General features: G+C 71.0%; 20 protein-coding genes. 15 read left to right on the forward strand and 5 right to left on the reverse strand.

Translation table 11 applies throughout. The features are described 5' to 3' along the window. Positions 1-33: 33 nt before the first annotated feature. A complete protein-coding gene (locus tag ACZ69M_RS07475) occupies positions 34-807 on the reverse strand; it encodes an MHYT domain-containing protein (protein WP_403686220.1) in 774 nt (257 codons plus the stop codon). 152 nt (positions 808-959) lie between these two features. Here ACZ69M_RS07475 and ACZ69M_RS07480 point away from each other — a divergent pair, with 152 nt between their 5' ends. After that, positions 960-1,559: a class I SAM-dependent methyltransferase gene (locus ACZ69M_RS07480; protein WP_470047475.1), complete on the forward strand. Its 600-nt coding sequence runs from the start codon at positions 960-962 to the stop codon at positions 1,557-1,559. Positions 1,560-1,563: 4 nt separating this feature from the next. Here the strand turns inward: ACZ69M_RS07480 and ACZ69M_RS07485 are convergent, their stop codons facing one another. After that, positions 1,564-2,322, reverse strand: coding sequence for an alpha/beta fold hydrolase (locus tag ACZ69M_RS07485; protein ID WP_470047477.1), 759 nt, complete (start codon positions 2,320-2,322; stop codon positions 1,564-1,566). Positions 2,323-2,445: 123 nt separating this feature from the next. Between ACZ69M_RS07485 and ACZ69M_RS07490 the strand changes: the two genes are divergently transcribed. The 3 genes from ACZ69M_RS07490 to ACZ69M_RS07500 all read left to right on the forward strand — a co-directional run bounded on the left by ACZ69M_RS07490 (position 2,446) and on the right by ACZ69M_RS07500 (position 4,402). Beyond that, positions 2,446-3,030: a PadR family transcriptional regulator gene (locus ACZ69M_RS07490; RefSeq protein WP_470047479.1), complete on the forward strand. Its 585-nt coding sequence runs from the start codon at positions 2,446-2,448 to the stop codon at positions 3,028-3,030. 54 nt (positions 3,031-3,084) lie between these two features. Next, complete coding sequence (locus ACZ69M_RS07495) at positions 3,085-3,399, forward strand: hypothetical protein (RefSeq protein WP_470047481.1); 315 nt, start codon at positions 3,085-3,087, stop codon at positions 3,397-3,399. Positions 3,400-3,535: 136 nt separating this feature from the next. Then, the gene (locus ACZ69M_RS07500) at positions 3,536-4,402 is read left to right on the forward strand and encodes a hypothetical protein (RefSeq protein WP_470047483.1); all 867 of its coding nucleotides are present in this window, start codon (positions 3,536-3,538) and stop codon (positions 4,400-4,402) included. A gap of 139 nt (positions 4,403-4,541) precedes the next feature. Here ACZ69M_RS07500 and ACZ69M_RS07505 read toward each other — a convergent pair whose 3' ends face one another. Both ACZ69M_RS07505 and ACZ69M_RS07510 read right to left on the reverse strand, forming a co-directional pair. Continuing rightward, positions 4,542-4,724: a hypothetical protein gene (locus tag ACZ69M_RS07505; protein ID WP_067372573.1), complete on the reverse strand. Its 183-nt coding sequence runs from the start codon at positions 4,722-4,724 to the stop codon at positions 4,542-4,544. A 129-nt stretch (positions 4,725-4,853) separates the two neighbouring features. Then, positions 4,854-5,936, reverse strand: coding sequence for a fatty acid desaturase family protein (locus ACZ69M_RS07510; protein ID WP_470047485.1), 1,083 nt, complete (start codon positions 5,934-5,936; stop codon positions 4,854-4,856). Between the two features lie 246 nt (positions 5,937-6,182). Between ACZ69M_RS07510 and ACZ69M_RS07515 the strand changes: the two genes are divergently transcribed. The 4 genes from ACZ69M_RS07515 (at position 6,183) to ACZ69M_RS07530 (ending at position 12,019) form a co-directional block, all read left to right on the forward strand. Next, entirely contained in the window at positions 6,183-9,035 is a 2,853-nt protein-coding gene (locus tag ACZ69M_RS07515) for a DEAD/DEAH box helicase (protein WP_470047487.1), read from the forward strand. Continuing rightward, positions 9,032-10,315: an SWF or SNF family helicase gene (locus ACZ69M_RS07520; RefSeq protein WP_470047489.1), complete on the forward strand. Its 1,284-nt coding sequence runs from the start codon at positions 9,032-9,034 to the stop codon at positions 10,313-10,315. Before ACZ69M_RS07515 ends, ACZ69M_RS07520 begins: the two co-directional genes overlap by 4 nt. Positions 10,316-10,403: 88 nt before the next feature. Next, on the forward strand, positions 10,404-11,747 hold the full coding sequence (locus ACZ69M_RS07525) for an esterase-like activity of phytase family protein (RefSeq protein WP_470047491.1): 1,344 nt from the start codon (positions 10,404-10,406) through the stop codon (positions 11,745-11,747). A 137-nt stretch (positions 11,748-11,884) separates the two neighbouring features. Then, positions 11,885-12,019, forward strand: coding sequence for a hypothetical protein (locus tag ACZ69M_RS07530; RefSeq protein WP_470047493.1), 135 nt, complete (start codon positions 11,885-11,887; stop codon positions 12,017-12,019). 510 nt (positions 12,020-12,529) lie between these two features. Here ACZ69M_RS07530 and xylA read toward each other — a convergent pair. Next, a complete protein-coding gene (xylA, locus tag ACZ69M_RS07535) occupies positions 12,530-13,696 on the reverse strand; it encodes a xylose isomerase (RefSeq protein WP_470047495.1) in 1,167 nt (388 codons plus the stop codon). A 172-nt stretch (positions 13,697-13,868) separates the two neighbouring features. On the opposite strand from xylA, the gene xylB reads away from it, so the two are divergent. The 7 genes from xylB (at position 13,869) to exaC (ending at position 23,069) form a co-directional block, all read left to right on the forward strand. Next, positions 13,869-15,314, forward strand: coding sequence for a xylulokinase (gene xylB, locus ACZ69M_RS07540; RefSeq protein ID WP_470047497.1), 1,446 nt, complete (start codon positions 13,869-13,871; stop codon positions 15,312-15,314). Positions 15,315-15,383: 69 nt separating this feature from the next. Next, positions 15,384-16,592 (forward strand): ROK family protein, encoded by a 1,209-nt coding sequence (locus ACZ69M_RS07545; protein WP_470047499.1) that lies wholly within the window; start codon positions 15,384-15,386, stop codon positions 16,590-16,592. Between the two features lie 258 nt (positions 16,593-16,850). Beyond that, positions 16,851-18,344 (forward strand): APC family permease, encoded by a 1,494-nt coding sequence (locus tag ACZ69M_RS07550; protein WP_470047500.1) that lies wholly within the window; start codon positions 16,851-16,853, stop codon positions 18,342-18,344. Further along, entirely contained in the window at positions 18,341-19,354 is a 1,014-nt protein-coding gene (locus tag ACZ69M_RS07555) for an acetamidase/formamidase family protein (protein WP_470047501.1), read from the forward strand. Before ACZ69M_RS07550 ends, ACZ69M_RS07555 begins: the two co-directional genes overlap by 4 nt. A 45-nt stretch (positions 19,355-19,399) precedes the next feature. Continuing rightward, a complete protein-coding gene (locus ACZ69M_RS07560) occupies positions 19,400-20,002 on the forward strand; it encodes an N-acetylmuramoyl-L-alanine amidase (RefSeq protein WP_470047503.1) in 603 nt (200 codons plus the stop codon). A 134-nt stretch (positions 20,003-20,136) separates the two neighbouring features. Next, the gene (locus ACZ69M_RS07565; protein ID WP_470047569.1) at positions 20,137-21,489 is read left to right on the forward strand and encodes a GAF domain-containing protein; all 1,353 of its coding nucleotides are present in this window, start codon (positions 20,137-20,139) and stop codon (positions 21,487-21,489) included. A gap of 56 nt (positions 21,490-21,545) precedes the next feature. Beyond that, positions 21,546-23,069 (forward strand): acetaldehyde dehydrogenase ExaC, encoded by a 1,524-nt coding sequence (gene exaC / locus ACZ69M_RS07570; protein ID WP_054228929.1) that lies wholly within the window; start codon positions 21,546-21,548, stop codon positions 23,067-23,069. Positions 23,070-23,270 lie beyond the last annotated feature (201 nt).

The following is a 23,270-nucleotide window of genomic DNA, read 5'->3' on the forward strand; positions in this document are numbered from 1 at the left end:
TGTCGTCCGAGCCGTCGCGGCTCGGGCCCACCGCTAGCGGGCGACGCCCTCGACCGGCCGTTGGGCCGATGCGGATGCCTCGCGCTCGCGGGCCGTCGGGGACAGCGCGACGAATGCCGAGGTCAGGAAGAGATAGGACCCGAGGCCGACGGCGAGGGGGAAGATGAACTGCATCGCCGTGGCCCCGGGAAGGGCCTCCCCGGAGGGGCTGACACGCACGCTCACCGCCATCATTCCGGTGTAGTGCATGCTGCTCACCGCCCCGCCCATGACGAGGGAGGCGACGGCGACCGCGACGGGCGACCTGATGTTGAGTGCCGCCCACAGGGCCGCGGTGGCCGCGACCACGGCGATCACGACGGAGAGTCCGACGAGCACCGGGTCGTAGCGCACGGCGCCGTGCAGCCGCAGCGCCGCCATGCCCAGGTAGTGCATGCTCGCGACGCCGAGTCCGGTGGTGAGCCCGCCGAGGACGAGCGCACGGCCCCGGTCGCGGCCGTAGCCGACGGCGAAGACGCCCGCGCCGACGACGACCATCGCGACGAGCAGACTGAGGATGGTCAGCGGCACGTTGTAACGCATTTCCGTACCGCTGACACTGAAGCCGAGCATCGCCACGAAGTGCATCGTCCAGATGCCGGTGCCGATCGCGGAGGCCGCGGTGAGCAGCCAGTTGCGGCGCGAGCGCCCGGTGGCGCCGAGCGCGCGGACCGTGCAGCGCAGCCCCAGGGCGGCGCCTATACAGGCCATCACGTACGACAGCACGGGGGTCAGCCAGCCAAAGGCGGCGTGGTCCAGGTGTCCCATGGCCCAGGGACGCTAGTCCGGTCAGGGGCGCGCAAAGAGGGCGCATTTCGAAAGGTGTTGAAATATGACACAGACAGGTACATGTCCGATCGCGTGACGCTCGAACGTGTGCACAGCGTCGTCCTTCGTGTCGGTGAGAGATCATGCGGAACATGAGCGACGACCACACACACGTCCAGGAGTTCTTCACGGCGCGCGCGGCCGACTGGGACGCGCGGTTCCCCGACGACGGGCCTGCCTATGCGGCGGCGGTCGGCGAACTCGGGCTGCGCGAGGGGAACCGCGTACTCGACGCGGGCTGCGGTACCGGGCGGGCGCTGCCGCCGCTGCGCGCGGCCGTGGGGCCCTCCGGAGTAGTCGTCGCAGCCGATCTGACCCCGGCCATGCTGGCGGCCGCGGTACGGGCCGGACGGCACCGCGACGGGCAGTTGCTGCTCGCCGACGTCACCGCGCTGCCGCTGCGCACGGAATCACTGGACGCCGTCCTCGGGGCAGGGCTGATCGCGCATCTGCCCAACCCCGCCGAGAATCTGAGGGAGTTGGCGCGGGTGGTGCGGCCCGGTGGCACGCTGGCGCTGTTCCATCCGATCGGCCGGGCCGCGCTCGCCGCGCGCCAGGGGCGCCGGATCACACCGGACGACCTGAGGGCGGAGGCCAATCTCCGCCCTCTGCTGGCCGCTTCCGGCTGGGACATGACCTCGTACGTCGATGAGGACGCACGCTTCCTGGCGCTGGCCACACGGCGGGGCTGAGACCTCACACTCTTCCGGCGACCTCGGCCACGAAGACGTCGGGGTTGTCGAACATGACGTTGTGCCCCGCACCGGGAACGGTCACCACCCGGACTCCGGCGGCCTCCAGCCCCTCCCTGTTCGCCAGTTCACCGCTCAGTGCCCCCTGAAGGTAGACACGGTCCGCCGACAGCTCTTCGAGCAGGTGGCGCATCGTGGGGACCGTGCCGCGCGCAAGGCCGATCGCGGTGCGGTGCAGCGCGCGCGGGTCGGCGAGCCGCATGGTTGCCGCCCAGGAGGGGCCGACTTTGTCGAGCACGCGCGCGTGGCCACCGTTTTCGACGTACTCCTCCTCCGTGTACGAGGCGATGCCGCTGCTGCCCGCCGTGACCGGTGGATACGGGTCGAGGTTCGCCTCCACGAGGACCAGCCTGGACACGAGCTCGGGACGCCGATGGGCGAGCACGATGGCCACCGCGCCGCCCATGCTGTGCGCGACCAGCTCCGCCGCTGTGACACCGGCCTCGTCCAGGGCGGCCGCCAGCGCGTCCGCGTGCTCCTCCAGGGTGTAGCCGAAGTCCGCGGGCCGATCACTGATGCCGTGACCGGGCAGATCGACGAACAGGGTCCGGCGCCCTGCCAGTTCGGGCCGGGCCGCGATGTGGGCGTTGTAGACCGCAGAGGCCGACCCCAGTCCGTGTACGTACACCCGGGCGGGTTCAGCGCCCGTCGCCTCCGTCCAGCGGATGCAGCTTCCCTTGCCGTCGAACTCGGCCTGCATCATCGCTCTCCCTCAGGTCTGCCTCATCGTTCCTCGTGCTCCAGGACAATACATCGGGTTCGATGTATTGAGGAAGCGATGTACCTAGGCAGTGATGTACACCGCTGGTGCGGCAGAATGCGGGGCATGCTTGAGCTGGCCATCCTCGGTTTTCTGTACGACGCCCCGCTGCACGGCTACGAGCTGCGCAAGCGCATCACCGCGCTGACCGGCCATGTGAAGCCCGTCGCGGAGAGCACGCTGTATCCCGCGATCAAGCGGCTGGAGAAGGCGGGGTTGCTGGCGCGGGCGACGCAGCCCGGCTCCGTAGCTGCCCCTCGCCATGTCCTGACGCTCACCGAGGAGGGGGGAAGCGAGTTGCGCCGCCGACTCGCGGACCCCGTACAGCGCGACATCACCGACGAGAACCGCTGGTTCACGGTGCTCGCCTTCCTCAGGCACCTGGCCGACCCCGCGGCGCAGGCCGCGGTACTGCGCCGCAGGCTCGCCTTCCTGGAGGAGCCGGCGAGCTTCTTCTACGAAGGCGACCGGCCGTTGCGCGCCGAAGAGCTCGACGATCCCTTCCGGCAGGGCATTCTCACCATCGCCCGGGCCACGAGCCGGGCCGAACTCACCTGGCTGCGGGCCACGATCGACTCACTCGAAGGGAACGTTCGCGACGCTTCACCGGGCCGTCCCTCTTCTGCCGCCGGGCCTTCAACCCTACGTTGAGTAGCAGCAGGTGAACGATCAGCGATGGCAACCGCGCAGGGGGAAGGTGGCCCGATGACCGGAATGTTCGGCAGACTCCGCGAGATATGGCACCGGAAGGCGGCCGACGAGGCCGAGGCGCAGCGGCCCGCCAAACAGCGACCGGAGAAACGTACACACAATCTTTTCGAGGCGGCCGCGGCCTATGTGTCGGCCTGCGCGGAGGACGACCAGGAGCGGATCGACGAGGCCGCGGCCTGGGTGTCGCCCGAGGCACTGTCGTTCGGGGTGAACGAGCTGGCCTGCCGTGCCGTCATCGCTCTGGCGCGGGAGCGCGACGAGTCGCCTCGGACGGTGGCGCGGACGCTGCTCGGCCTGCCCGCGGCCTGACCGCGGTGGGCGCGGGCCGGGCGTTTCGCCCCCGTCCAGCCGGATAACTGCAGCTCCGCGTCTGTTTCGGGCTCGTGACAAGCGCCTTCGGGTCGCATTATGGTGCGCCGACGAACGTAGCGATCGGGAGGCTGGGATGGCCGGGACGGACGATGGCGCCGTCGCCACCGGGGACGACGACGCGCTGTATGTGCTGACAGCGGTGCTGTTGACGCCCGCGAAGTTCCCCAGCGTGCTGGGGGACGACTACCCGGAGGCCTGCGCGGCGCTCGAGCTGGCACCCCTGGCCGACGGGTACGGTCTCGTGCTCGGCCAGGATGGCGAGGGTGCGCGGTGGACGGTCGTGATCGACGACGTCTCGCTGGTCGCCGTCGCCATCGCGTCCTGGGACTGCGGGATGGAGCACGAGCTGTCGCCCGACGAGCGCACGGTCGTCTCCGCACTGCCCGGCTGGCCCCTGGACGTCGCCGTCGCGGCTCCCGGGGTGCCGGCCCCGCACGACCCCGCGCCCGAGCTCACGGATCGGCCGGCGCTCACCCCGCCGAACACCGCAATCTGGGGACCGGCCCAACGGCGCCTCGGAGCCGACGAGATCGCTCTCCAGTGGGCGATCTGGCGGGAGCAGATCGACGACGGCGACTTCGTCACGTCGAAGGACACCGCCCAGCCCGAGGACGCCCACCCGGACGAGACGGAGAGCACCGACGGCGACAGCGACGGCGACAGTGGCGAGACCCGCAGCGGTATCCGCCGCGTGCTCGCGGAGGCGCGCTCCTACGTGGACACCCCGCCGCCCCTGGGCCGCGTCCGCTCGTCCTTCGCCACCGGCGATGCCCGGACCCTGCGCGCGGACGGCCCCGGCTGGTCCATGGTCGCCCGGACCGACGACATCGCCTTCGTCCTCCTCGACGAGGAACCCGGAGAAGTCCTGCCCGTCGGCCGGGGCCCGGAACTGCCCGGTCTCCTGGAGGCCCTGGACAAGATGGCCGTACGCCCCAGTTGAACGGACGCGCAGCGGGTCGCTCCTCGCCTCGGACGAAGCGTGGCACGCGCCCGCTCGCGGACCCTGCCGACGGCACGGTCCGCGAGCGGCGATCGAGCCGCCTCCCGCATGCCGGGAGACGCACCCGATCGGCAGCGCCTCAGCGGCCGAGTTCCTTGCGGGTGATGCGGCGCAGCCTGCGCCGCTGCGAGGGGTCCAGCGTCAGGTACGCGGCCGCCGGAACTCCCACCACGATCAGGAAGGAGACCCACCAGGGCAACCAGATCAGCAGGATGAGGCCGACCGCCACACCACCTGCGGCGATCTTCGCGTTCTTCGACATGTGTCGCCTCCTTCGCGGCTGCTGCCGCTCTCTGTCCTGAAAACGGGTCCGCGCCTCTCACGGTTCCAGTGCGCGACCCTGAGACATCCCTGAGGCGCTCCCCTGACTCACCCCTGAGACCGTCCGGGCTCACTCACCCCCTGAGACCTTCCGCGGCTGCTCAGCCCTGAGGGGTTCGCCGACCTCGTGCATGTGGCGCAGGGCCTGCCGGTAGGAGTCGACGAGCCCGGTTTCCGCGTAGGGGATACCCAATTCCCGACAGTGTGCGCGCACCAGCGGCTGGGCGAGCTTCAGATGGGGCCGGGGCATGCTGGGGAACAAGTGGTGCTCGATCTGGTAGTTGAGGCCACCGAGGAACCAGTCGGTCAGGGTGGCACCGCGAACATTGCGGGAGGTGAGCACCTGGCGGCGCAGATGGCCCCAGCGCTCGCCGTCCGGGTCGGGCATTTCCATGCCCTTGTGGTTGGGCGCGAAGGCCATGCCCAGGTGCAGGCCGAACAGTGCCTGGTGCAGCGCGGCGAAGGCCAGGGCCTTGCCGAGGGACATGGAGGTGAGCAGCAAGGTCGCGTATGCCACGACGTGGGTCACCAGCAGCAGTGCCTCCACCGTCCGCTCACGCGGGGGCTGCCGACGCAGGTCCTGGAAGCCGTGGACCTTCAGGGCGACGCCTTCCAGGAGAGTGAGCGGGAAGAAGAGCCAGGCCTGGTTGCGGGTGAGCCAGCGCCGGAAGCCCACCCGGACCTCGGCCTGCTCACCGGTGAAGACCAGGACGTCGGCGACGACGTCGGGATCCTTGTCGATGTGGTTCGGGTTGGCGTGGTGGCGGTTGTGCTTGTGGTTCCACCAGGAATAGCTCAGCCCGAGGAGCAGGTTGCCGTGGACCAGGCCGATCGCACGGCCGACCGACTTGTTGCCGGTGATCTGCGTGTGGCCCGCGTCGTGGCCTATGAAGGCCGTGCGGGCCGAGAACACGGCGAGCAGTGGGGCGAGGACAAGCGCCCACCAGGAGTTGCCGATCAGGGCGACCCCCGTAACGACCGCGGCCAGGGCCAGCGCGTTCACGGTGATCGCGCGTGCGTACCAGCCGTGGCGCCGGTCCAGGAGACCCCGGGCCCTGACGGTGCGCAGGAGGGGCGCGAAGTCGCTTCCGGGGTTCTGCCCGGCACCCACCCCTGGAAGGTCTTCCACGACGGCTGTGGCGGTCTGGGGCATGGCGGGTCTCCGGTTTCTCAGACAAGGGGCTGACCTGATGAAACGTACGAACCAGTGACCCTCGGCGACCATGACGCCACCACCCGCGTCCGTACTGAGGCTTTCCCCGTCCATCGAGGGGGGTTACGTACACCCCCGGCCTGGGGGAAGCCACCTCACGGTCCGGGCATCCCCGCCCGGTGCACGCGGTGCTGTACCCTCGGCGACTCCGACCCAGTAGTCAAATTTGAGGAATGCGCCATCGCTGTGCAGAGAATTCCTGCGGCGACGCCCGCCGAGATCTCCGAACTGGCCCCATGCTGTGCCGTGTTCATGCCCGCCGACACGTCCCGTACCGGAAGCGTCGCTTTCTGGCGGCCCGACGGCGACGTCCCACCTGTGGTGGCGACCGGCGCCCTCGACGACCTGACCGTCGCACTGCCCGGAGACGACGGTGTCGAGCTCGTGACCGTGCCCGCCGTCCTGCTCCCGGTGCGCGCCGCGCTGCCGGTCCTCACACGCGCGCGTGCCGCCGCGCACGCACACCGGGCGACCTCCGTCTGGGGCGCGGCCGCGGTGCTCGCCCTGCAACTCGCCGCACGGGGACTGCTGCTGCCGGGGCTGACGGCGAGCGACCACGACGCGTGGCGTGCCGGTCCACTGCGGGCCGACGACCTGGAGCGCGTACGCGAGCTCGCCGCGGCGATGCCGCCCGACGCGCACGCCGTACCGTTGGACGGCCGTGAGCCGGTGCGGCTGCCCGACCCGGAGCGGTTGCTGCGAGCCTTCCTCGACGCGGTCGCCGACGCGCTGCCCCGCTCCCCCGCCGCGTCGCAGGCCGCGGGAGGCGCGGCCTTCGCGGCGCCGGAGCCGCAGTATGTGCCGGAGCAACGGGCCTGGGCCGCGGACGTGGCCGCGGGGCACGACGCGGGCGTACGCGTCTCGCTGCGCGTCGAGGTCCCTGGGCTGGCGTCGGCCGGGGCGGACGAGACACGTCTCCCGTTCCGCGGGGTGCTGCAGGTGCACAGCGTGAACGACCCGGGCCTTGTCGCGGACGCCTCCGCCGTCTGGGCCGGATCGGCGGCCTTCGGCCCGCGCGCGCGGATGGACGTCCTGCTCGCCCTGCGCCGTGCGGCCCGCGCCTGGCCCCCGCTCACCCCGTTGCTCTCGGCGACGGTGCCGGACGCCGTCGAACTCGCCGACGAGGAGGTCACCGAACTCCTCCGCGAGGGCGCCCGCATGCTGGGGTCCGCCGGCGTCGACGTGCACTGGCCCAAGGAGTTGGCGCGCAAGCTGACCGCGCGCGCCGTCATCGGCCCGCCGGACGACGAGCGGAGTCCGGACAAGGTCGCGTCGGCCGTGCCCTCCTTCCTGTCCGCGGACGCGCTGCTTGCCTTCAACTGGTCGTTCGCGCTGGGCGATCAGCGACTCACCCGACAGGAGCTGGACCACCTCGCGGAGGCGAACCGCCCCATGGTGCGGCTGCGCGACCAGTGGGTCCTCGTCGACCCGCAGGAGGTGCGCCGGGCCCGGGCGCAACAGGATCGCAAGGTCACGCCCGTCGAAGCGCTGAGCGCCGCTCTGACGGGCTCCACGGAGGTCGACGGCCGCAGGGTCGACGTACGGCCCACGGGGTGGCTGGCGACGCTGCGGGAGCGGCTCTCGGACCCGGAGGGACAGGAGCCGGTCGGGCAGCCCGCCGCGCTCACCGCGCCCCTGCGGGACTACCAGGTGCGGGGCCTCAACTGGCTCGCCCGCATGACCTCCTTGGGACTGGGCGGCTGTCTGGCCGACGGCATGGGGCTGGGCAAGACGATCACGCTGATCGCCCTGCATCTGCACCGGCAGACCGACACGTCGGCGGCGGGCCCCACCCTCGTGGTCTGTCCGGCCTCCCTGATGGGCAACTGGCAGCGCGAGATCGAGAAGTTCGCGCCCGGCACGCCGGTGCGCCGTTTCCACGGCTCGCGGCGCAGTCTGGAAGGCCTGGTGGACGGGGAGTTCGTGCTCACCACATACGGCACGATGCGGCTCGACGCGCCGCGACTGGCCGCGGTGTCGTGGGGCATGGCCGTCGCGGACGAGGCGCAGCACGTGAAGAACCCCTACTCGGCGACGGCGCGGGCGCTGCGCACCGTCGGCGCCCGTGCGCGCGTGGCGCTCACCGGCACGCCGGTGGAGAACAACCTCTCGGAGCTGTGGGCGATCCTCGACTGGACGACGCCGGGCCTGCTCGGGAGTCTCGGCTCCTTCCGGACGCGTTACGCGCAGGCCGTCGAAGGCGCTCAGGATCCTGCGGCGGCCGAGCGGCTCACCCAGTTGGTCCGGCCGTTCCTGCTGCGGCGGCACAAGTCGGACCCGGGTATCGCGCCCGAGCTGCCGCCGAAGACCGAGACCGACCGTGCCGTCTCGCTCACCACGGAGCAGGCGGGTCTGTACGAGGCAGTGGTGCGCGAGACCCTCGCGGAGATCTCGGGCGCGGACAGCATGGCGCGGCGCGGTCTGATCGTGAAGCTGCTCACCGGGCTGAAGCAGATCTGCAACCACCCGGCGCAGTTCCTCAAGGAGGACCGGCCGAAGATCCCGGGCAGGTCCGGGAAGCTGGAGCTGCTGGACGAGTTGCTCGACACCATCCTCTCCGAGGGAGCGAGCGTTCTGGTCTTCACGCAGTACGTGCGGATGGCGCGCCTCATCGAGCGCCATCTCGCGGTGCGCGGCGTCGCGACGCAGTTCCTGCACGGCGGAGCGCCCGTCCATGAGCGCGAGGTGATGGTGGAGCGTTTCCAGGAGGGCGAAATCCCGGTCTTCTTGTTGTCGTTGAAGGCCGCGGGCACGGGCCTGAACCTGACGCGGGCCGAGCACGTCGTGCACTACGACCGCTGGTGGAACCCGGCCGTGGAGGCGCAGGCCACGGACCGCGCGTACCGCATCGGGCAGACCCGGCCCGTGCAGGTGCATCGACTGATCGCCGAGGGGACCATCGAGGACCGCATCGCCGAGATGCTGCGGCGCAAGCAGCGGTTGGCCGACGCGGTCCTCGGCGCCGGAGAGGCGGCGCTCACGGAGCTGACCGACGCCGAACTGGCCGACCTGGTGAAGCTGCGAGGGGACGCACGATGACGGATGGGAACAAGGAGCGTACGTTCGCGGCGCTGCCGCCCGCACAGGGGCAGGGATTCGCGCAGACGTGGTGGGGCCGCGCCTGGCTGAAGGCGCTGGAGGACGCGGCGCTGGACTCGGAGCCGGTGAAGACGGGCCGCCGACTCGCGCGTACGGGGGCGGTGGGCGCCGTCTCGGTGCGGCCGGGGCGCGTCACCGCAGTCGTTCGGGACCGGGACGGCACCGCACACCGCTCGGACGTGCTGCTTCAGGAACTGTCCGAGGAGCAGTGGGACCGTTTCCTGGACATGGCCGTCGAACGGGCCGGGCATGTCGCGGCGCTGCTCGACCGCGAGATGCCCCCGCATCTGGTGGAGGACGCGGCGGCGTCGGGAGTCGAGCTGCTTCCGGGTCTGGGTGACTTGGAGGCCGAGTGCGACTGCGGGGCCTGGGACCACTGCGGGCACACCGCGGCGCTCTGCTATCAGATGGCGTGGCTGCTCGACCAGGATCCGTTCGCCCTGCTGCTGATGCGCGGCCGCACCGAACGCACTTTGCTGGACGAGCTTCAGTCGCGCGGCAGCGCGACCGCGAAGAATCGGCCCGACGCCCCGGAGCCCGCTCAGCAGGGCGTGGACGCCGGCGAGGCGTACGCGGCCGGGGACATCCTGCCGCCCCTGCCCGCTCCTCCGATACTGCCCGAGGTGCCCGGTCGGCCGCCCTCCCTGGACACCGAGGCCGCACCCGCGCCCGGCGTCGACCCGGCCGCCCTGGAGTTCCTCGCTGCCGCGACCGCGGCCGAGGCGCACCGGCTGCTCGCCGAGGCGCTCAGACCGACTCACGGGCAGGAAGCACCGGCGGCGGAATTGACGGTCGAGCAGGACGCGGTCCGGCTTGCGGCGGCGGCCCCCGGGGGTGCGATCGTCGAGCGGCTGGCCGACGGATCGGGGCGCGACCGGCGTGAACTGGCGCTCGCCGTACGCGCCTGGCACCACGGGGGTGTGGTCGCGCTGGCCGTGCTGGAGGACGAGTGGACCGTGGAGGCGGAGGCACTCGCACGCGCGCGTGCCGCCCTGGATGCGGCCTGGGACGAGGACGAGCGGCCGCGACTGCGTGCCACCCGCAACCGCTGGACCGCCGTCGGCGCACCTGCCCAGCTGCGTCTGGGGCGTGACGGCCGATGGTGGCCGTACCGCAAGGAGCGGGGCCGTTGGACGCCCGCGGGACCGGCGGCAGGGGATCCGGCCACCGCCTTCGCGACGGCGCAGGGAGACCAGGGCGGCGACCCGATGAGCCGTTGACGCCCCACGTTCACCTCCAAGTCGTGCGACGTTCGACGCAGCGGCCAACTCTGGCCGCTGTCAACGAACTTGTGCCTCAGGAGGCCCGATGTCCCCGCATGCCGTCGGCCGGCGTCACGTCCACCGAACCGTCGCCGCGGGTGTACCGCTCGCGATGCTGGCCGCCCTCGTGGCGGTCGGCACCGCGAACGCTCAGGGCTACCCCTCGCAGCCGAGGGTCACGCGCACCGCGACCCTCGGCGACATCCCCCTGGGCACGTTCAGCAACGCGCTGTTGCCCGGCACGGTGGGCGACGACCGGAGCGTGGACCTCGGTGGGATCGGCAGCGACATCTACCCGGCGGGGCGCCGGGGCGAGTTCTGGACGGTCACCGACCGCGGCCCCAATGGACAGATCAAGGTCGACGGCAAGAAGCGCCGCACGTTCCCGGTGCCCGGCTTCGACCCGGCGATCGTGAAGATCAGGGTGTCCGGTGACACCGTGAAGGTGCTGGACGCGCTCCCGATCACCACGTCCTCCGGGAAGCCCGTCACCGGGCTGTCCAACCAGGCGGGGCGCGACGAGGCGCCGTACTCCTATGACGCGCAGACCCCCCTCACGTACAACCCGAACGGTGTGGACACCGAAGGCATCGTCCGTTCCGCGGACGGCAGTTTCTGGCTCGTCGACGAGTACGGACCCTCGTTGATCCATGTCTCCGCGCGCGGGAAGGTCCTCACGCGCTATGTGCCCAAGGGACTGAACCTGACCGGCACCGACTACCCGGTGGTCGAGGCGCTGCCGGCCGTCCTGCTGCACCGGAAGATCAATCGCGGCTTCGAAGGGCTCGCCCAGCTTCCCGGCGGCGACCTGGTGTTGGCCGTGCAGAGCCCGCTCTCCCTGCCGGACGGCGACGCGGGGGATGCCTCACGCACGACGCGGCTGCTGCGTTTCTCCCCGAAGAAGCGGGCCGTCACCGCCGAGTACGCCTACCGCTTCGACCCGGTGAACGTGGTCGACCCCAGCGAGGACGACACGTCGGAGCTGAAGATCTCCTCCGTGGTGGCCGTCGGCCGTGATCGGCTGCTGGTGGAGGAACGCACGGACAAGGCGGCCCGGTTGCAGGTGGTGGAACTCACGCGCGGCGCGAACATCCTCGGCGGCCCCTGGGACAGCGACACGACGTCCCCCTCTCTGGAACAGCTCGACGATCCGGCCGCCTCCGGTGTCCCGGTGCTCGCCAAGCGTCTGGTCGTGGACCTGGGAACGGTCGCGGGGGTACCCGGAAAGATCGAGGGCGTCGCGCGCGTGGACCACGACACACTCGCGCTGATCAACGACAACGACTTCGGGATGACCGACGGGGCGGGCGCATTCGACGCGCAGGGCCGCCTGGTGGACAGCGGTATCGAGACGACGGTCACGTACGTACGACTGCCGCACGGGATCTGACCTCAGGATCCTTTTCGTCGGGCACGCGTGCGTGAGTCGCGAAACGGCGTCCACGCGCGCGTGCCCATCACCTCGGCGGCTTACGGCAGCCGCCGTTCCCCTAGGTCGGCAGGAGCGACTGCAGGTCGCTCGGCAGAATGCTGCGCAGATCACTCGGCAGCTCCGAGGGCAAGGACGAAGGCAGGGACGAGGGCAAGGACGAAGGCAGCGACGAAGGCAGCTCGCTGGGCAGCTCGGACGGAATGCTCAGCGACGGGGAAGACGATCCCTGAGTGCCCCCACTCTCGGTCGACCCCTTCTTGTCGGGCGTGCCGCTGCCGCCGCGGGCCATCAGCACCACGGCGACGACAACCACAACGACCACGAGCGCGGCTAGCGCGAGGAACAACGGGGTACGGCGCCGCCCCCTGCCAGGGCCTCCCGGACCACCGGGAAATCCAGAGGGAGGCTCGGGACCGTCACCCCCCGGAGGGGGACCGTAGCCCTCGAAAGGGGGACCTTGGTCTCCCGGAGGAGGCCCGTAGCCTCCGGGCGGCGGGCCGAAGCCACCGTTTCCCGGAGGGGGCGTGTTTCCTGGAGGCCGGGGAGGCTGGGGCGGTAAGGGCGGGGTGGCCATACCGTCAAGACTCGCCTCGAACCGGTCATGGGGCGACCCCTGTGCCGAAGTTGATACGGACTCATGCCGTGGATCGCATGATTCCGGAGCATTCCCCGCCGGGTCCGCGCAGCGATATGTGAGGCCCGGCCCGCCAGGAGACGGGCCAGACCTCACCGGGGCACGATCAGCTCCGCGCGCCCAGCAGGTGGTCCATGGCGAGCTGGTCCAGCCGCTCGAAGGCCATCCCGCGCGCAGCAGCCGCCTCCACATCGAACTCCTCGAAGGCCGCACGGTCCGCGAGCAGCCCCGTCAGGCCGTCGGCCGCGGTGGGCTGCGCCAGTTCGTCGAGGCGTGACGCGCGCAGCGCCTCCTGGACCTCGGGGTCGGCACGGAAGGCGGCCGTACGCTCCCGAAGGATCAGGTAGTTGCGCATGCAGCCCGCTGCCGACGCCCACACCCCGTCGAAGTCCTCGGTCCGCGGGGGCTTGAAGTCGAAGTGCTTCGGCCCCGCGTACCCGGCGCTCTCCAGGAGGTCGACCAGCCAGAACGCGGAGCGCAGGTCACCGGCGCCGAAGCGCAGGTCCTGGTCGTACTTGATGCCGGACTGTCCGTTGAGGTCGATGTGGAAGAGCTTGCCGGCCCACAGGGCCTGCGCGATGCCGTGCGGGAAGTTCAGCCCGGCCATCTGCTCATGGCCCACCTCGGGGTTGACGCCGTACATTTCCGGGCGCTCCAGGCGCTCGATGAAGGCGAGCGCGTGGCCGACGGTGGGAAGCAGGATGTCGCCGCGCGGCTCGTTCGGCTTCGGCTCGATCGCGAACTTGAGGTCGTAACCCTGGGAGATCACGTACTCACCGAGGAGGTCGAAGGCCTCCTTCATGCGGTCGAGTGCGACGCGCACGTCCTTGGCGGCGCCGGACTCGGCACCCTCACGGCCGCCCCAGGCGACATACGTCTGCGCGCCGAGTTCGACCGCGAGGTCGATGTTGCGGATCGTCTTGCGCAGCGCGTAGCGACGCACGTCCCTGTCGTTCGCGGTGAACGCGCCGTCCTTGAAGACGGGGTGCGTGAACAGGTTGGTGGTGGCCATCGGCACCCGCATGCCGGTCGCGTCCAGGGCCTGGCGGAAGCGCTTGATGTGCGACTCGCGCTCGCTGTCCGAGGACCCGAAGGGAATCAGGTCGTCGTCGTGGAAGGTCACACCGTGGGCGCCGAGCTCGGCCAGGCGCTGTACCGACTCGACCGGGTCCAGGGCGCGCCGGGTGGCGTCGCCGAACGGGTCCCTTCCCTGCCAGCCGACGGTCCACAGGCCGAAGGTGAACCTGTCCTCGGGGGTGGGCTGGTAGTTCATGCCGCGGCTCCTTGCTAGCTCCGACTATTTCGTCATGGCGGTTAACAAATTAGTATGCGGAGGCATCTCTGGGAAGAGACGAAATGCGAAACCTGGGCCACACCGGTCCGGGAGCCCCATCACCAAGACAGACCGGACAGATCCCGCGGAGCCGCGGAAGAGGGAGAGCTCGATGTCAGCAGCCGAGGGTCCGCTCGTCGTCGGGGTGGACACATCCACCCAGTCCACCAAGGCCCTGGTCGTCGACGCGTCGACCGGACAGGTGGTGGCGAGCGGGCAGGCGCCGCACACCGTCTCCACCGGGGCGGGCCGCGAGAGCGACCCGCGGCAGTGGTGGGACGCGCTCCGCGAGGCGCTGCACCAGTGCGGCGAGGCGGCCCACGAGGCCGCCGCGGTGTCGATCGGCGGGCAGCAGCACGGGCTCGTCACCCTCGACGCCCAGGGCGATCCCGTACGCCCGGCCCTGCTGTGGAACGACGTGCGCTCGGCGCCACAGGCCCGTCGGCTGGTCGAGGAGCTGGGCGGCCCGAAAGCCTGGGCCGAGCGCACCGGCAGCCTGCCCGGCCCCTCCTTCACGGTCACGAAGTGGGCTTGGCTGGCCGAGCACGAACCCGACGCCGTCCGCGCGACCGCGGCCGTACGGCTGCCCCACGACTACCTCACCGAACGCCTCACGGGAGAAGGCACGACCGACCGCGGCGATGCCTCCGGTACCGGCTGGTGGGCGTCCGGTACGGAGAGGTACGACGAAGAAGTCCTCGCACACGTCGGCCTCGACCCGGCGCTGCTCCCCCGCATCGCGCGGCCCGGCGAGGTGGCCGGAACCGTGCACGCCCGCGATGATCTGCCCTTCTCCAAGGGCACGCTGGTCGCCGCCGGCACCGGCGACAACGCCGCCGCCGCGCTCGGCCTCGGACTGCGCCCCGGCACCGCCGTACTGAGCCTCGGCACCTCCGGCACGGTGTACGCCGTCTCGACGCGGCGCCCCGCCGACCCGACCGGCACCGTCGCGGGCTTCGCCGACGCACGCGGCGACTGGCTTCCGCTGGCCTGCACCTTGAACTGCACGCTCGCCGTCGATCGTGTCGCCGCGCTGCTGGGCCTCGACCGCGAGGCCGTCGAACCGGGCGCCGGCGTCACGCTGCTTCCCTACCTGGACGGCGAGCGCACCCCGAACCTCCCCCATGCCTCGGGGCTGCTGCACGGCCTCAGGCACGACACGACGGGCGGCCAGCTGCTGCAGGCGGCGTACGACGGCGCGGTCCACTCGCTCCTCGGCGCCCTCGACCTGGTGCTCGACCCGGACGCGGACCGTTCCGCGCCGCTGCTGCTCATCGGCGGGGGTGCCCGGGGAACGGCCTGGCAGCAGACCGTACGCCGGCTGTCGGGACGTCCGGTTCAGGTGCCCGAGGCCAGGGAACTGGTCGCGCTGGGCGCCGCAGCGCAGGCCGCGGGCCTGCTGACCGGCGAGGACCCGGCCGCGGTGGCCCGCCGCTGGGGAACGGCCCACGGGCGGGTGCTCGATGCCGTGGACCGGGACGAGGAGACGCTCGCCAGGATCGCCGGGGTACTCTCCGACGCGGCCCCGCTCCTGGAACGGGAACCGAACAAGGACTGAGCGAGCGCTGAGCGAGCGCGAACGAGGACAACCCCTAGTGGGACCGGCCGGACGAGGACTGACGGAGGCATGACCGCACCACTGCACGAGGCCCACCCGACCGGTTCCGGCCGTCGACTGCCCGACACCCAACAGGGCATGCGCCGCCGCAACCTCTCCCGTGTCATGCACACAGTGAGCGCGGAGGGGCCGCTGTCGCGTGCCGCCGTCGCCTCGCGCATCGGTCTGACGCGGGCGGCGGTCTCGACGCTGGTGGACGAGCTGATCCGCTTGGGGCTCCTCGAAGAGCTGGGCCCCGAGCGGCCCGGACGGGTGGGGCGACCGGGCTCGGCACTCGCCGTCAGCGGGCACGGCCCCACCGGGATAGGCGCGGAGGTGGGCGTCGACCATCTGGCGGTGTGCGCCGTCGATCTGCGCGGTGACGTACGGGCACGGGCGGTGCTGCACGGCACGAACCGAGGGCGGCCGCCCGAGCCGGTGCTCCAGGAGCTGACCGCGCTGGTGCGGCAGGTCGTCGCCGAGGCCGAGCGGGAGGGGCTGTGGCCCGCGGGCCTCGCGGTCGCGGTGCCCGGTCTGGTGGCCCGCGACGACCGGACCGTGGTCCGTGCCCCCAACCTCGACTGGCATGACACGGATCTCGGCGCGCTGCTGCCGGGGGACCTCCCGCTGACCGTGGACAACGAGGCGAACTTCGGCGGTCTGGCGGAACTGTGGCTCGGCGATGCCACCCCACGTGACTTCCTGCATGTGTCCGCGGAGATCGGCATCGGTGCGGCCGTGGTCGTGGACGGACGGTTGCTGCGCGGAACCCGCGGTTTCGCGGGCGAGCTGGGGCATGTGCCGGTGTGGCCGGACGGGCCTCCTTGCCCGTGCGGCGGACGTGGCTGCCTCGAGCAGTACGCGGGTGAGGAGGCCGTGCTGCGCGCGGCCGGTCTGGAGCCGCGTGAGGACCGGGTCGGGTTGCTGGCCGAGCGTGCCGCTCAGGGCGACACGGAGGTACGGCGTGCCCTGCGCGACGCCGGGACCGCGCTCGGTATCGCGCTCACGGGCGCGGTCAACCTCCTCGATCCGGAGACGGTCGTGCTGGGTGGAGCGCTGTCCGGTCTCGCACCGTGGCTTCTTCCCTCGCTGGAGGTCGAGTTGGCGCGGCGCACGGCGGGCCCCGCCTGCGCCGTGTCCGTGTCGCCCCTGGGCCCCGAGGGTCCACTGCTGGGGGCCGCCCACTCGGTGGTGCGGGCGGTGCTCGACGATCCGGCGGGGTTCGCGGAGCGGGCGTAGCGCGGTCATCGCGGTCATGACGGTGATGATGGGCATGACGGTCATCGCAATGACCGCGGCCATCGCGGTCGACGGCGCAGTACTCAGGGTCCCTTTCCCCCTCGCGGGTGACCGAGTTGTCCACAGTCCCGGAGTTGTCCACCGACGAACGCCATGCCCTCCCGCCCAACCGGCAAGCGCCGTACCGTAATTCACGCGAGGCGCAGCCGTCGGGCCGATGGCTGGTTGTCCGGGCGAATCCGGGGATCGGGGGTTCAGATGTCGGGGGAGACGGTTCCAGGACTGCGGCGCGAGGCTGTTGGGCTGCGGGAGGTCCTGTTCCAGAGCATCACGGCCATGGCGCCGGCCGCGGCGGTCGCCGCGTCCATTCCGTCGGGCGCGGCCTTCGCGGGCGGCAGTCTGCCCCTTTCCGTGCTGATAGCCCTCGTCGCCTGCCTCTTCACCGCGTCCTGTGTGGCCGAGCTGGCACGACAGCTGCCCACCGCGGGCTCGGTGGCCACGTACGCGGCCCAGGGACTGCACCCGGCCGTGGGGTTCCTCGTCGGCTGGGGCTATGTGTTCGTCGAGGCGCTGGTGCCACCGCTGCTGCTCCTGCAACTCGGGTTCACGACGGCGGGCACACTCCATCAGGAATGGTCCTCCTACCCGGACGACCTGTGGTGGCCGTGGTCGCTCGCGGGCGCGGCGATCATCGCGGTCGCCGGATACTTCGGAGTGCGCGCCTCGGCCCGCTTCGGCACCGTCCTCGGTGTCTTCGAGGTGCTGGTCTTCCTCGTCTTCGCGATATGGCTGATCGTCAAGGCCGGGGGCGACAACACGCTGTCGGTGTTCGGCACCTCTCACACGGCCGAGGGATACGCAGGCGTCAGTGGTGTGTTCGCGGGATCGGTCTACACGGTGCTGGCCTTCGCCGGATTCGAGGCGGCGGCACCGCTCGCCGAGGAGACGAAGGATCCTCGCCGGACCATGCACCGCGCGGTCCTCGGCGCGGCGCTGGGGATCGGTCTCTTCTACGTCCTCACCACGTACGCCATGTCGGTGTACTTCGGCCCCGACCGCTTCGGGGGCTTCGGCGCCTCCGGCGCGGCGTCCTGGGAGGGCGTGGCCCGGGCTTCCTTCGGATTGTTCTGGGTGCTGGTGTTCCTGGCGGTGGTCAACTCCACGATCGCCAACGCCAACGCCTGTGCGACGGTCTCCACTCGCACGGCCTTCGCCCTGGCCCGGATCAAGGTGTTCCCGCGGCTCTTCGCGCAGGTGCATCCGAGGCACCGCTCCCCCGTCGCCGGCGTCGCCGCGCAGTGCGGCGTAGCGGTCGCGGCTGTGCTGGGCCTCGGCCTGTACTACGACCCCGTCACGGCGTTCCTGCTGCTCGCGACGGTGATCGTCACGGTCGTCATCGGCGTGTACATCGTGGTGAACCTCTCCTGTGCGGGCTATTTCCTGCGCCGCAGACGCGAGTTGCTCAAACCGGTGCGGCATCTGCTCTTCCCTCTGCTGGGCATCGTCGCCTTCGTGCCCGCGCTGCTGACGGCCGCGGGCCTGCCCGTCTTCGACTTCGTTTCGGAGCTCACCGCGCCCGTTTCGTACGCGGGACCGGTTGTCGGAGTCTGGATGGCGGCCGGGGTCGTGGTATTGATCGTCCTGTCGCGCCGCCACCCCGGGCGCATAGCCGAGACCGCCCGTGTCCACCTCGACGAGACCTCGTCCCCCGAGTCCCCCGACCTTCGGCAGAGCGGAGCCGTGCAGCCATGAGTGACCCCCGCATCCTGACCGTGCGCCCCGAACCGGGCGAGTACGCCTGGACGTTCGGTGGCGCGCCGCCCGTGGCACGCATCGCGCCGGGCACCGTCCTCGATCTGTACACGGAGGACTGCTTCGCCGGGCGGGTGCGCTCGGAGAAGGACCTGGTGTCCGAGGTGTGCGAGTTCCCGTTCCTCAATCCGCAGACCGGCCCCTTCCATGTGGAGGGCGCGGAGCCGGGCGACACCGTGGCGGTGCACTTCGTGTCGATCGAGCCCGCTCGCGACTGGGCGGCCTCGACGACGGTCCCGCTGTTCGGCGCGCTCACCTCCACGCACACCACGGCCACGCTGCAGCCTCCCCTGCCGGAGACCGTGTGGATCTGGCAGCTCGACCGGGAGCGACGCACCGCCCTGTTCAGCGCCCGGGACAGCGACATCCGAATCGAGTTGCCCATGGACCCGATGCACGGCACCGTCGGAGTGGCGCCCGCGAACCTCGAGGTGCGCTCCGCGCTGGTGCCCGACGCGCACGGCGGGAACATGGACACTCCGGAGATGCGGGCCGGCGTCACCTGTTTCCTCGGGGTGAACGTCGAGGGCGCCCTGTTGAGCCTCGGTGACGGGCATGCCCGACAGGGCGAGGGCGAGACATGCGGTGTGGCCGTCGAGTGCGCGATGAACACGGTGGTGATCGTCGAGTTGCTCAAGGGAGTCGCCACCCCTTGGCCGCGTATCGAGTCCGACACGCACATCATCTCGACCGGCTCGGCACGCCCGCTGGAGGACGCGTTCCGCATATCGCAGCTCGACCTGGTGCAGTGGTTGGTGCGCGACTACGGGTTCAGCGAGCTCGACGCGTATCAGTTCGCGACCCAGGCGGTCGAATCGCCGCTCGCCAACGTCTGCGACACCAACTACACGTGCGTCGCCAAGATCCGCAAGGAGTGGCTGCCCGCGCGCGAGACACACCGCGGCCTGCACGCGCGACTGCGTGACACCGCCGCGACGCTGCAACGCTGAGTGCGGCTGACCCTCGTCCCCCCATCACCGAAAGGCAACTCCCCTATGGAACGGGCCAGATCGTTCCCGAGCCGGCGGCGCCTGCTCAAGGGCGGCGCCGCCCTCGCCGCCCTCCCCTACGCGTTACTCCCGGGCGCACAGGCGACGGCGGACACGGCGGCCGTCGACTATCCGCTCGCCGAATGGGCAGCGGCGAGCACCTCCAACTACACGGCGTCCACTCGGCCGACGGCCTATCCGCTCGACTACGTGGTCATTCACGTCACGCAGGAGACCTTTCCAACGACCGTGGCCATCTTCCAGAACTCCCAGAAGAAGGTGTCCGCGCACTACCTCGTGCGATCAGCCGACGGGCATGTCGCCCAGTGTGTCAGGGAGCGCGACATCGCCTGGCACGCGGGGAACTGGGACTACAACACCCGCAGCATCGGCATCGAACACGAGGGCTGGGTGGACCGGCCCGCCTATTTCACCAACGCGCTCTACGAGGAGTCCGCCAAGCTCACGGCCGCGATCTGCGCGAAGCACGGCATCCCCAAGGACCGGGCTCACATCATCGGCCACTACGAGGTACCGGGCACCGACCACACGGATCCGGGGCCGAACTGGGACTGGACGCGGTACATAAAGCTCGTCAATTTCGCCTGACGGAGCGCCCGCCGCGGCTCCCCGACGCCCCATGCCTATATGAGCGCCGAGTGAGGAGCTCCGTCACGGTGCTTGTCGGCGCCCGCACCGGGAGTGACGATGGTCTCAGCCGCATCGCCTACCGGGAGACCGAATTGACCGAACCGTGGGTGGCCCTCGAACCAGGAGCCGATCCCGTCGAGCGGGTGCGGGTACTGCGCCGCGCGCACGAGGCGTTCACCGAGGCCGGCACGGTGCCGCGACCGGTGCGCTCCGTGGTGGCCGATTCATGGCGGCGATCGGCACGGGCCGGTGTCGCACCGGACGGCACGGCACGGGTGGAGCTCACGGACGGCGACCTGGGGTCCTACCGGGCGGAGCATCCGCTGGCCCGGGTGATGCCGCTCTTCCGGGAGCTCATGGGGACGTTCGCGGCGGACGGCGAGCACCTTCTCGCGGTGTGCGACGCGCAGGGCCGGCTGTTGTGGGTCGAGGGACATCCGGCGACGCGGCGGCAGGCCGGGCGGATGAACTTCGTACCGGGCGCGCGGTGGTCGGAGACCTCGGTCGGCACCAACGCGCCGGGAACGGCGGTCGCCGTGGACCGACCGGTGCAGGTGTTCGCGGCCGAGCACTTCATCCGCCGGGTCCAGCCCTGGACGTGTGCGGCGGCGCCGGTGCACGATCCGCGCACGGGGCGGGTGCTCGGCGCGGTGGACATCACAGGCGGGGACGGGCTCGCGCATCCGCACAGTCTCGGCTTCGTGCAGGCGGTGGCGCGGGCCGCCGAGTCCCAGTTGGCGCTGCTCGCACCGGCGGATGCAGCCGCCGACACGGTCGAGCTGACCGCACTCGGCCGCGACGAGGCCCAACTGGTCGCGGGCGGCCGGAAGGTCAGGCTCAGCCGCAGGCACAGCGAGATCCTGGTGCTGCTGGCAAGACACCCGGAGGGACTCTCGGGCGACGAGTTGCTGTGCGCGCTGTACGAGGACGAGTCGGTGACGCCGGTGACCCTGCGCGCCGAGCTGACCCGGCTGCGCCGGCTGCTCGGTCCCGGCCTGCTGGGCTCGCGGCCCTACCGGCTCACGGGGCCGGTCGAGTCCGACGTGGCGGTCGTCGAACGGCGGCTCGGTACGGGTGCGGTCACGGCGGCCGCGGCGGCGTACGCCGGTCCGCTGCTGCCGGGTTCGGGGGCCCCGGCCGTGGTGCGGTTGCGGCGCCGCCTCGCCGACGGGCTGCGTACGGCGCTCATCGCACGTCGCGACCCCGACCTGTTGGCGGACTGGGCGCGCGCGCCGTGGGGCGAGGACGACCTGGACGTATGGCGGGCGCTGGCCGCCGTGCGCCCGACGGCGACAGTGCGGGCCCGGCTGGAAGCGCTGGAGCGCGAACAGGCCGCGCCACCAGGCCGACCGTACCCTCCGGCGCTCGCGGCGCGGCGTCGGTCGGTTGCCGGGCAGGGCCGGCCTGCCGCGTCCGCAACGTCGTTGCAACGTCCGCGCTCCTAGCCTCGCGGCGAGAGCTGTCCAACGGCGGGCAGCGCTTCTCCGGGAGGCAGACCAGCATGACCCGTTACGCGGCGCCCGGCACCGAGGGCGCGATCGTCTCCTACCAGGCGCGTTACGACCACTTCATCGGCGGCGAGTACGTGCCGCCGGCTCGTGGGCAGTACTTCGAGAACCCGAGTCCGGTGAACGGACAGCCGTTCACGGAGGTCGCGCGGGGCACCGCCGAGGACGTGGAGCGCGCGCTGGACGCGGCGCACGCGGCCGCGCCCGGCTGGGGCCGCACCTCCGTCACCGCGCGAGGCGACATCCTGCTGAAGATCGCCGACCGGATGGAGGCGAACCTGGAGAAGCTGGCGGTCGCCGAGAGCTGGGAGAACGGCAAGCCGGTACGCGAGACCCTGGCCGCCGACATCCCGCTGGCCATCGACCACTTCCGCTACTTCGCGGGGGCGATCCGTGCCCAGGAGGGTTCGCTCGGCGAGGTCGACGACGACACCGTCGCGTACCACTTCCACGAGCCGCTCGGGGTCGTCGCGCAGATCATTCCCTGGAACTTCCCGATCCTGATGGCGGTCTGGAAGCTCGCCCCGGCGCTGGCGGCGGGCAACGCGGTCGTCATCAAGCCCGCCGAGCAGACCCCGGCGTCCATTCACTACTGGATGAGCCTGATCGCGGACCTGCTGCCGCCGGGCGTCGTCAACATCGTCAACGGCTTCGGCGTAGAGGCGGGCAAGCCGCTCGCGTCCAGCCCGCGGGTGGCGAAGGTGGCGTTCACGGGTGAGACCACGACCGGGCGGCTGATCATGCAGTACGCCTCGGAGAACATCAAGCCGGTCACGCTGGAGCTCGGCGGCAAGTCCCCGAACATCTTCTTCGACGACGTCTGGGCGCAGAACGACGACTTCCGCGACAAGGCGCTGGAGGGCTTCACGATGTTCGCCCTCAACCAGGGCGAGGTCTGCACCTGTCCGTCACGGGCGCTCGTCCAGCGCGGTCACTACGGCGAGTTCATGGAGGCGGCGGTCGCCCGCACCGAGCTGATCAAGCCGGGCCACCCGCTCGACACCGACACGATGATCGGCGCGCAGGCCTCCAACGACCAGTTGGAGAAGATCCTCTCCTACCTGGACATCGGTCGGCAGGAGGGCGCCAGGATCCTCACCGGTGGCGAACGTGTCGAGCACGACGGCGAGTTGAAGGGCGGCTACTACGTCCAGCCGACGATCTTCGAGGGTGACAACCGGATGCGGATCTTCCAGGAGGAGATCTTCGGCCCGGTCGTCTCGGTCACGTCGTTCGACGACTTCGACGACGCCATCAAGACCGCCAACGACACGCTGTACGGCCTCGGGGCCGGCGTATGGACGCGCGACATCAACACCGCGTACCGCGCGGGCCGTGCGATCCAGGCGGGCCGCGTGTGGACGAACTGCTACCACGCCTACCCCGCACACGCGGCGTTCGGCGGCTACAAGCAGTCCGGCATCGGCCGCGAGACGCACAAGATGATGCTGGAGCACTACCAGCAGACGAAGAATCTTCTGGTGTCGTACTCGCCGAAGAAGCTGGGCTTCTTCTAGGCGCACGAAAAAAGGCGCCTGACCTGGTCTTTCACCCGTCAGGCGCCTTTCCCTCAGCTTGCTCTCGGCCGAGCCCGGCTTGCGTGCTAACTCCCAGTTCCTCCCACACCTGTACCGCTCCTGACCAGTACTTCCGGACCAGTCACGGACCAAACCCACGCTTCAGCCCTCGGTTGCTTCGCCTTGGCTGACACGCCCCCA

This window comes from Streptomyces sp. NPDC107454, from assembly GCF_055582885.1.

Coding starts and splice junctions, on each gene's coding strand:
- ACZ69M_RS07520 (WP_470047489.1), top strand. CDS start 9,032: ATGACGGATGGGAACAAGGAGCGTACGTTCGCGGCGCTGCCGCCCGCA.
- exaC (WP_054228929.1), top strand. CDS start 21,546: ATGACCCGTTACGCGGCGCCCGGCACCGAGGGCGCGATCGTCTCCTAC.
- ACZ69M_RS07530 (WP_470047493.1), top strand. CDS start 11,885: ATGCTGCGCAGATCACTCGGCAGCTCCGAGGGCAAGGACGAAGGCAGG.
- ACZ69M_RS07555 (WP_470047501.1), top strand. CDS start 18,341: ATGAGTGACCCCCGCATCCTGACCGTGCGCCCCGAACCGGGCGAGTAC.
- ACZ69M_RS07505 (WP_067372573.1), bottom strand. CDS start 4,724: ATGTCGAAGAACGCGAAGATCGCCGCAGGTGGTGTGGCGGTCGGCCTC.
- ACZ69M_RS07510 (WP_470047485.1), bottom strand. CDS start 5,936: ATGCCCCAGACCGCCACAGCCGTCGTGGAAGACCTTCCAGGGGTGGGT.
- ACZ69M_RS07495 (WP_470047481.1), top strand. CDS start 3,085: ATGACCGGAATGTTCGGCAGACTCCGCGAGATATGGCACCGGAAGGCG.
- ACZ69M_RS07485 (WP_470047477.1), bottom strand. CDS start 2,322: ATGATGCAGGCCGAGTTCGACGGCAAGGGAAGCTGCATCCGCTGGACG.
- xylA (WP_470047495.1), bottom strand. CDS start 13,696: ATGAACTACCAGCCCACCCCCGAGGACAGGTTCACCTTCGGCCTGTGG.
- ACZ69M_RS07480 (WP_470047475.1), top strand. CDS start 960: ATGAGCGACGACCACACACACGTCCAGGAGTTCTTCACGGCGCGCGCG.
- ACZ69M_RS07545 (WP_470047499.1), top strand. CDS start 15,384: ATGACCGCACCACTGCACGAGGCCCACCCGACCGGTTCCGGCCGTCGA.
- ACZ69M_RS07525 (WP_470047491.1), top strand. CDS start 10,404: ATGTCCCCGCATGCCGTCGGCCGGCGTCACGTCCACCGAACCGTCGCC.
- ACZ69M_RS07475 (WP_403686220.1), bottom strand. CDS start 807: ATGGGACACCTGGACCACGCCGCCTTTGGCTGGCTGACCCCCGTGCTG.
- xylB (WP_470047497.1), top strand. CDS start 13,869: ATGTCAGCAGCCGAGGGTCCGCTCGTCGTCGGGGTGGACACATCCACC.
- ACZ69M_RS07490 (WP_470047479.1), top strand. CDS start 2,446: ATGCTTGAGCTGGCCATCCTCGGTTTTCTGTACGACGCCCCGCTGCAC.
- ACZ69M_RS07550 (WP_470047500.1), top strand. CDS start 16,851: ATGTCGGGGGAGACGGTTCCAGGACTGCGGCGCGAGGCTGTTGGGCTG.
- ACZ69M_RS07500 (WP_470047483.1), top strand. CDS start 3,536: ATGGCCGGGACGGACGATGGCGCCGTCGCCACCGGGGACGACGACGCG.
- ACZ69M_RS07560 (WP_470047503.1), top strand. CDS start 19,400: ATGGAACGGGCCAGATCGTTCCCGAGCCGGCGGCGCCTGCTCAAGGGC.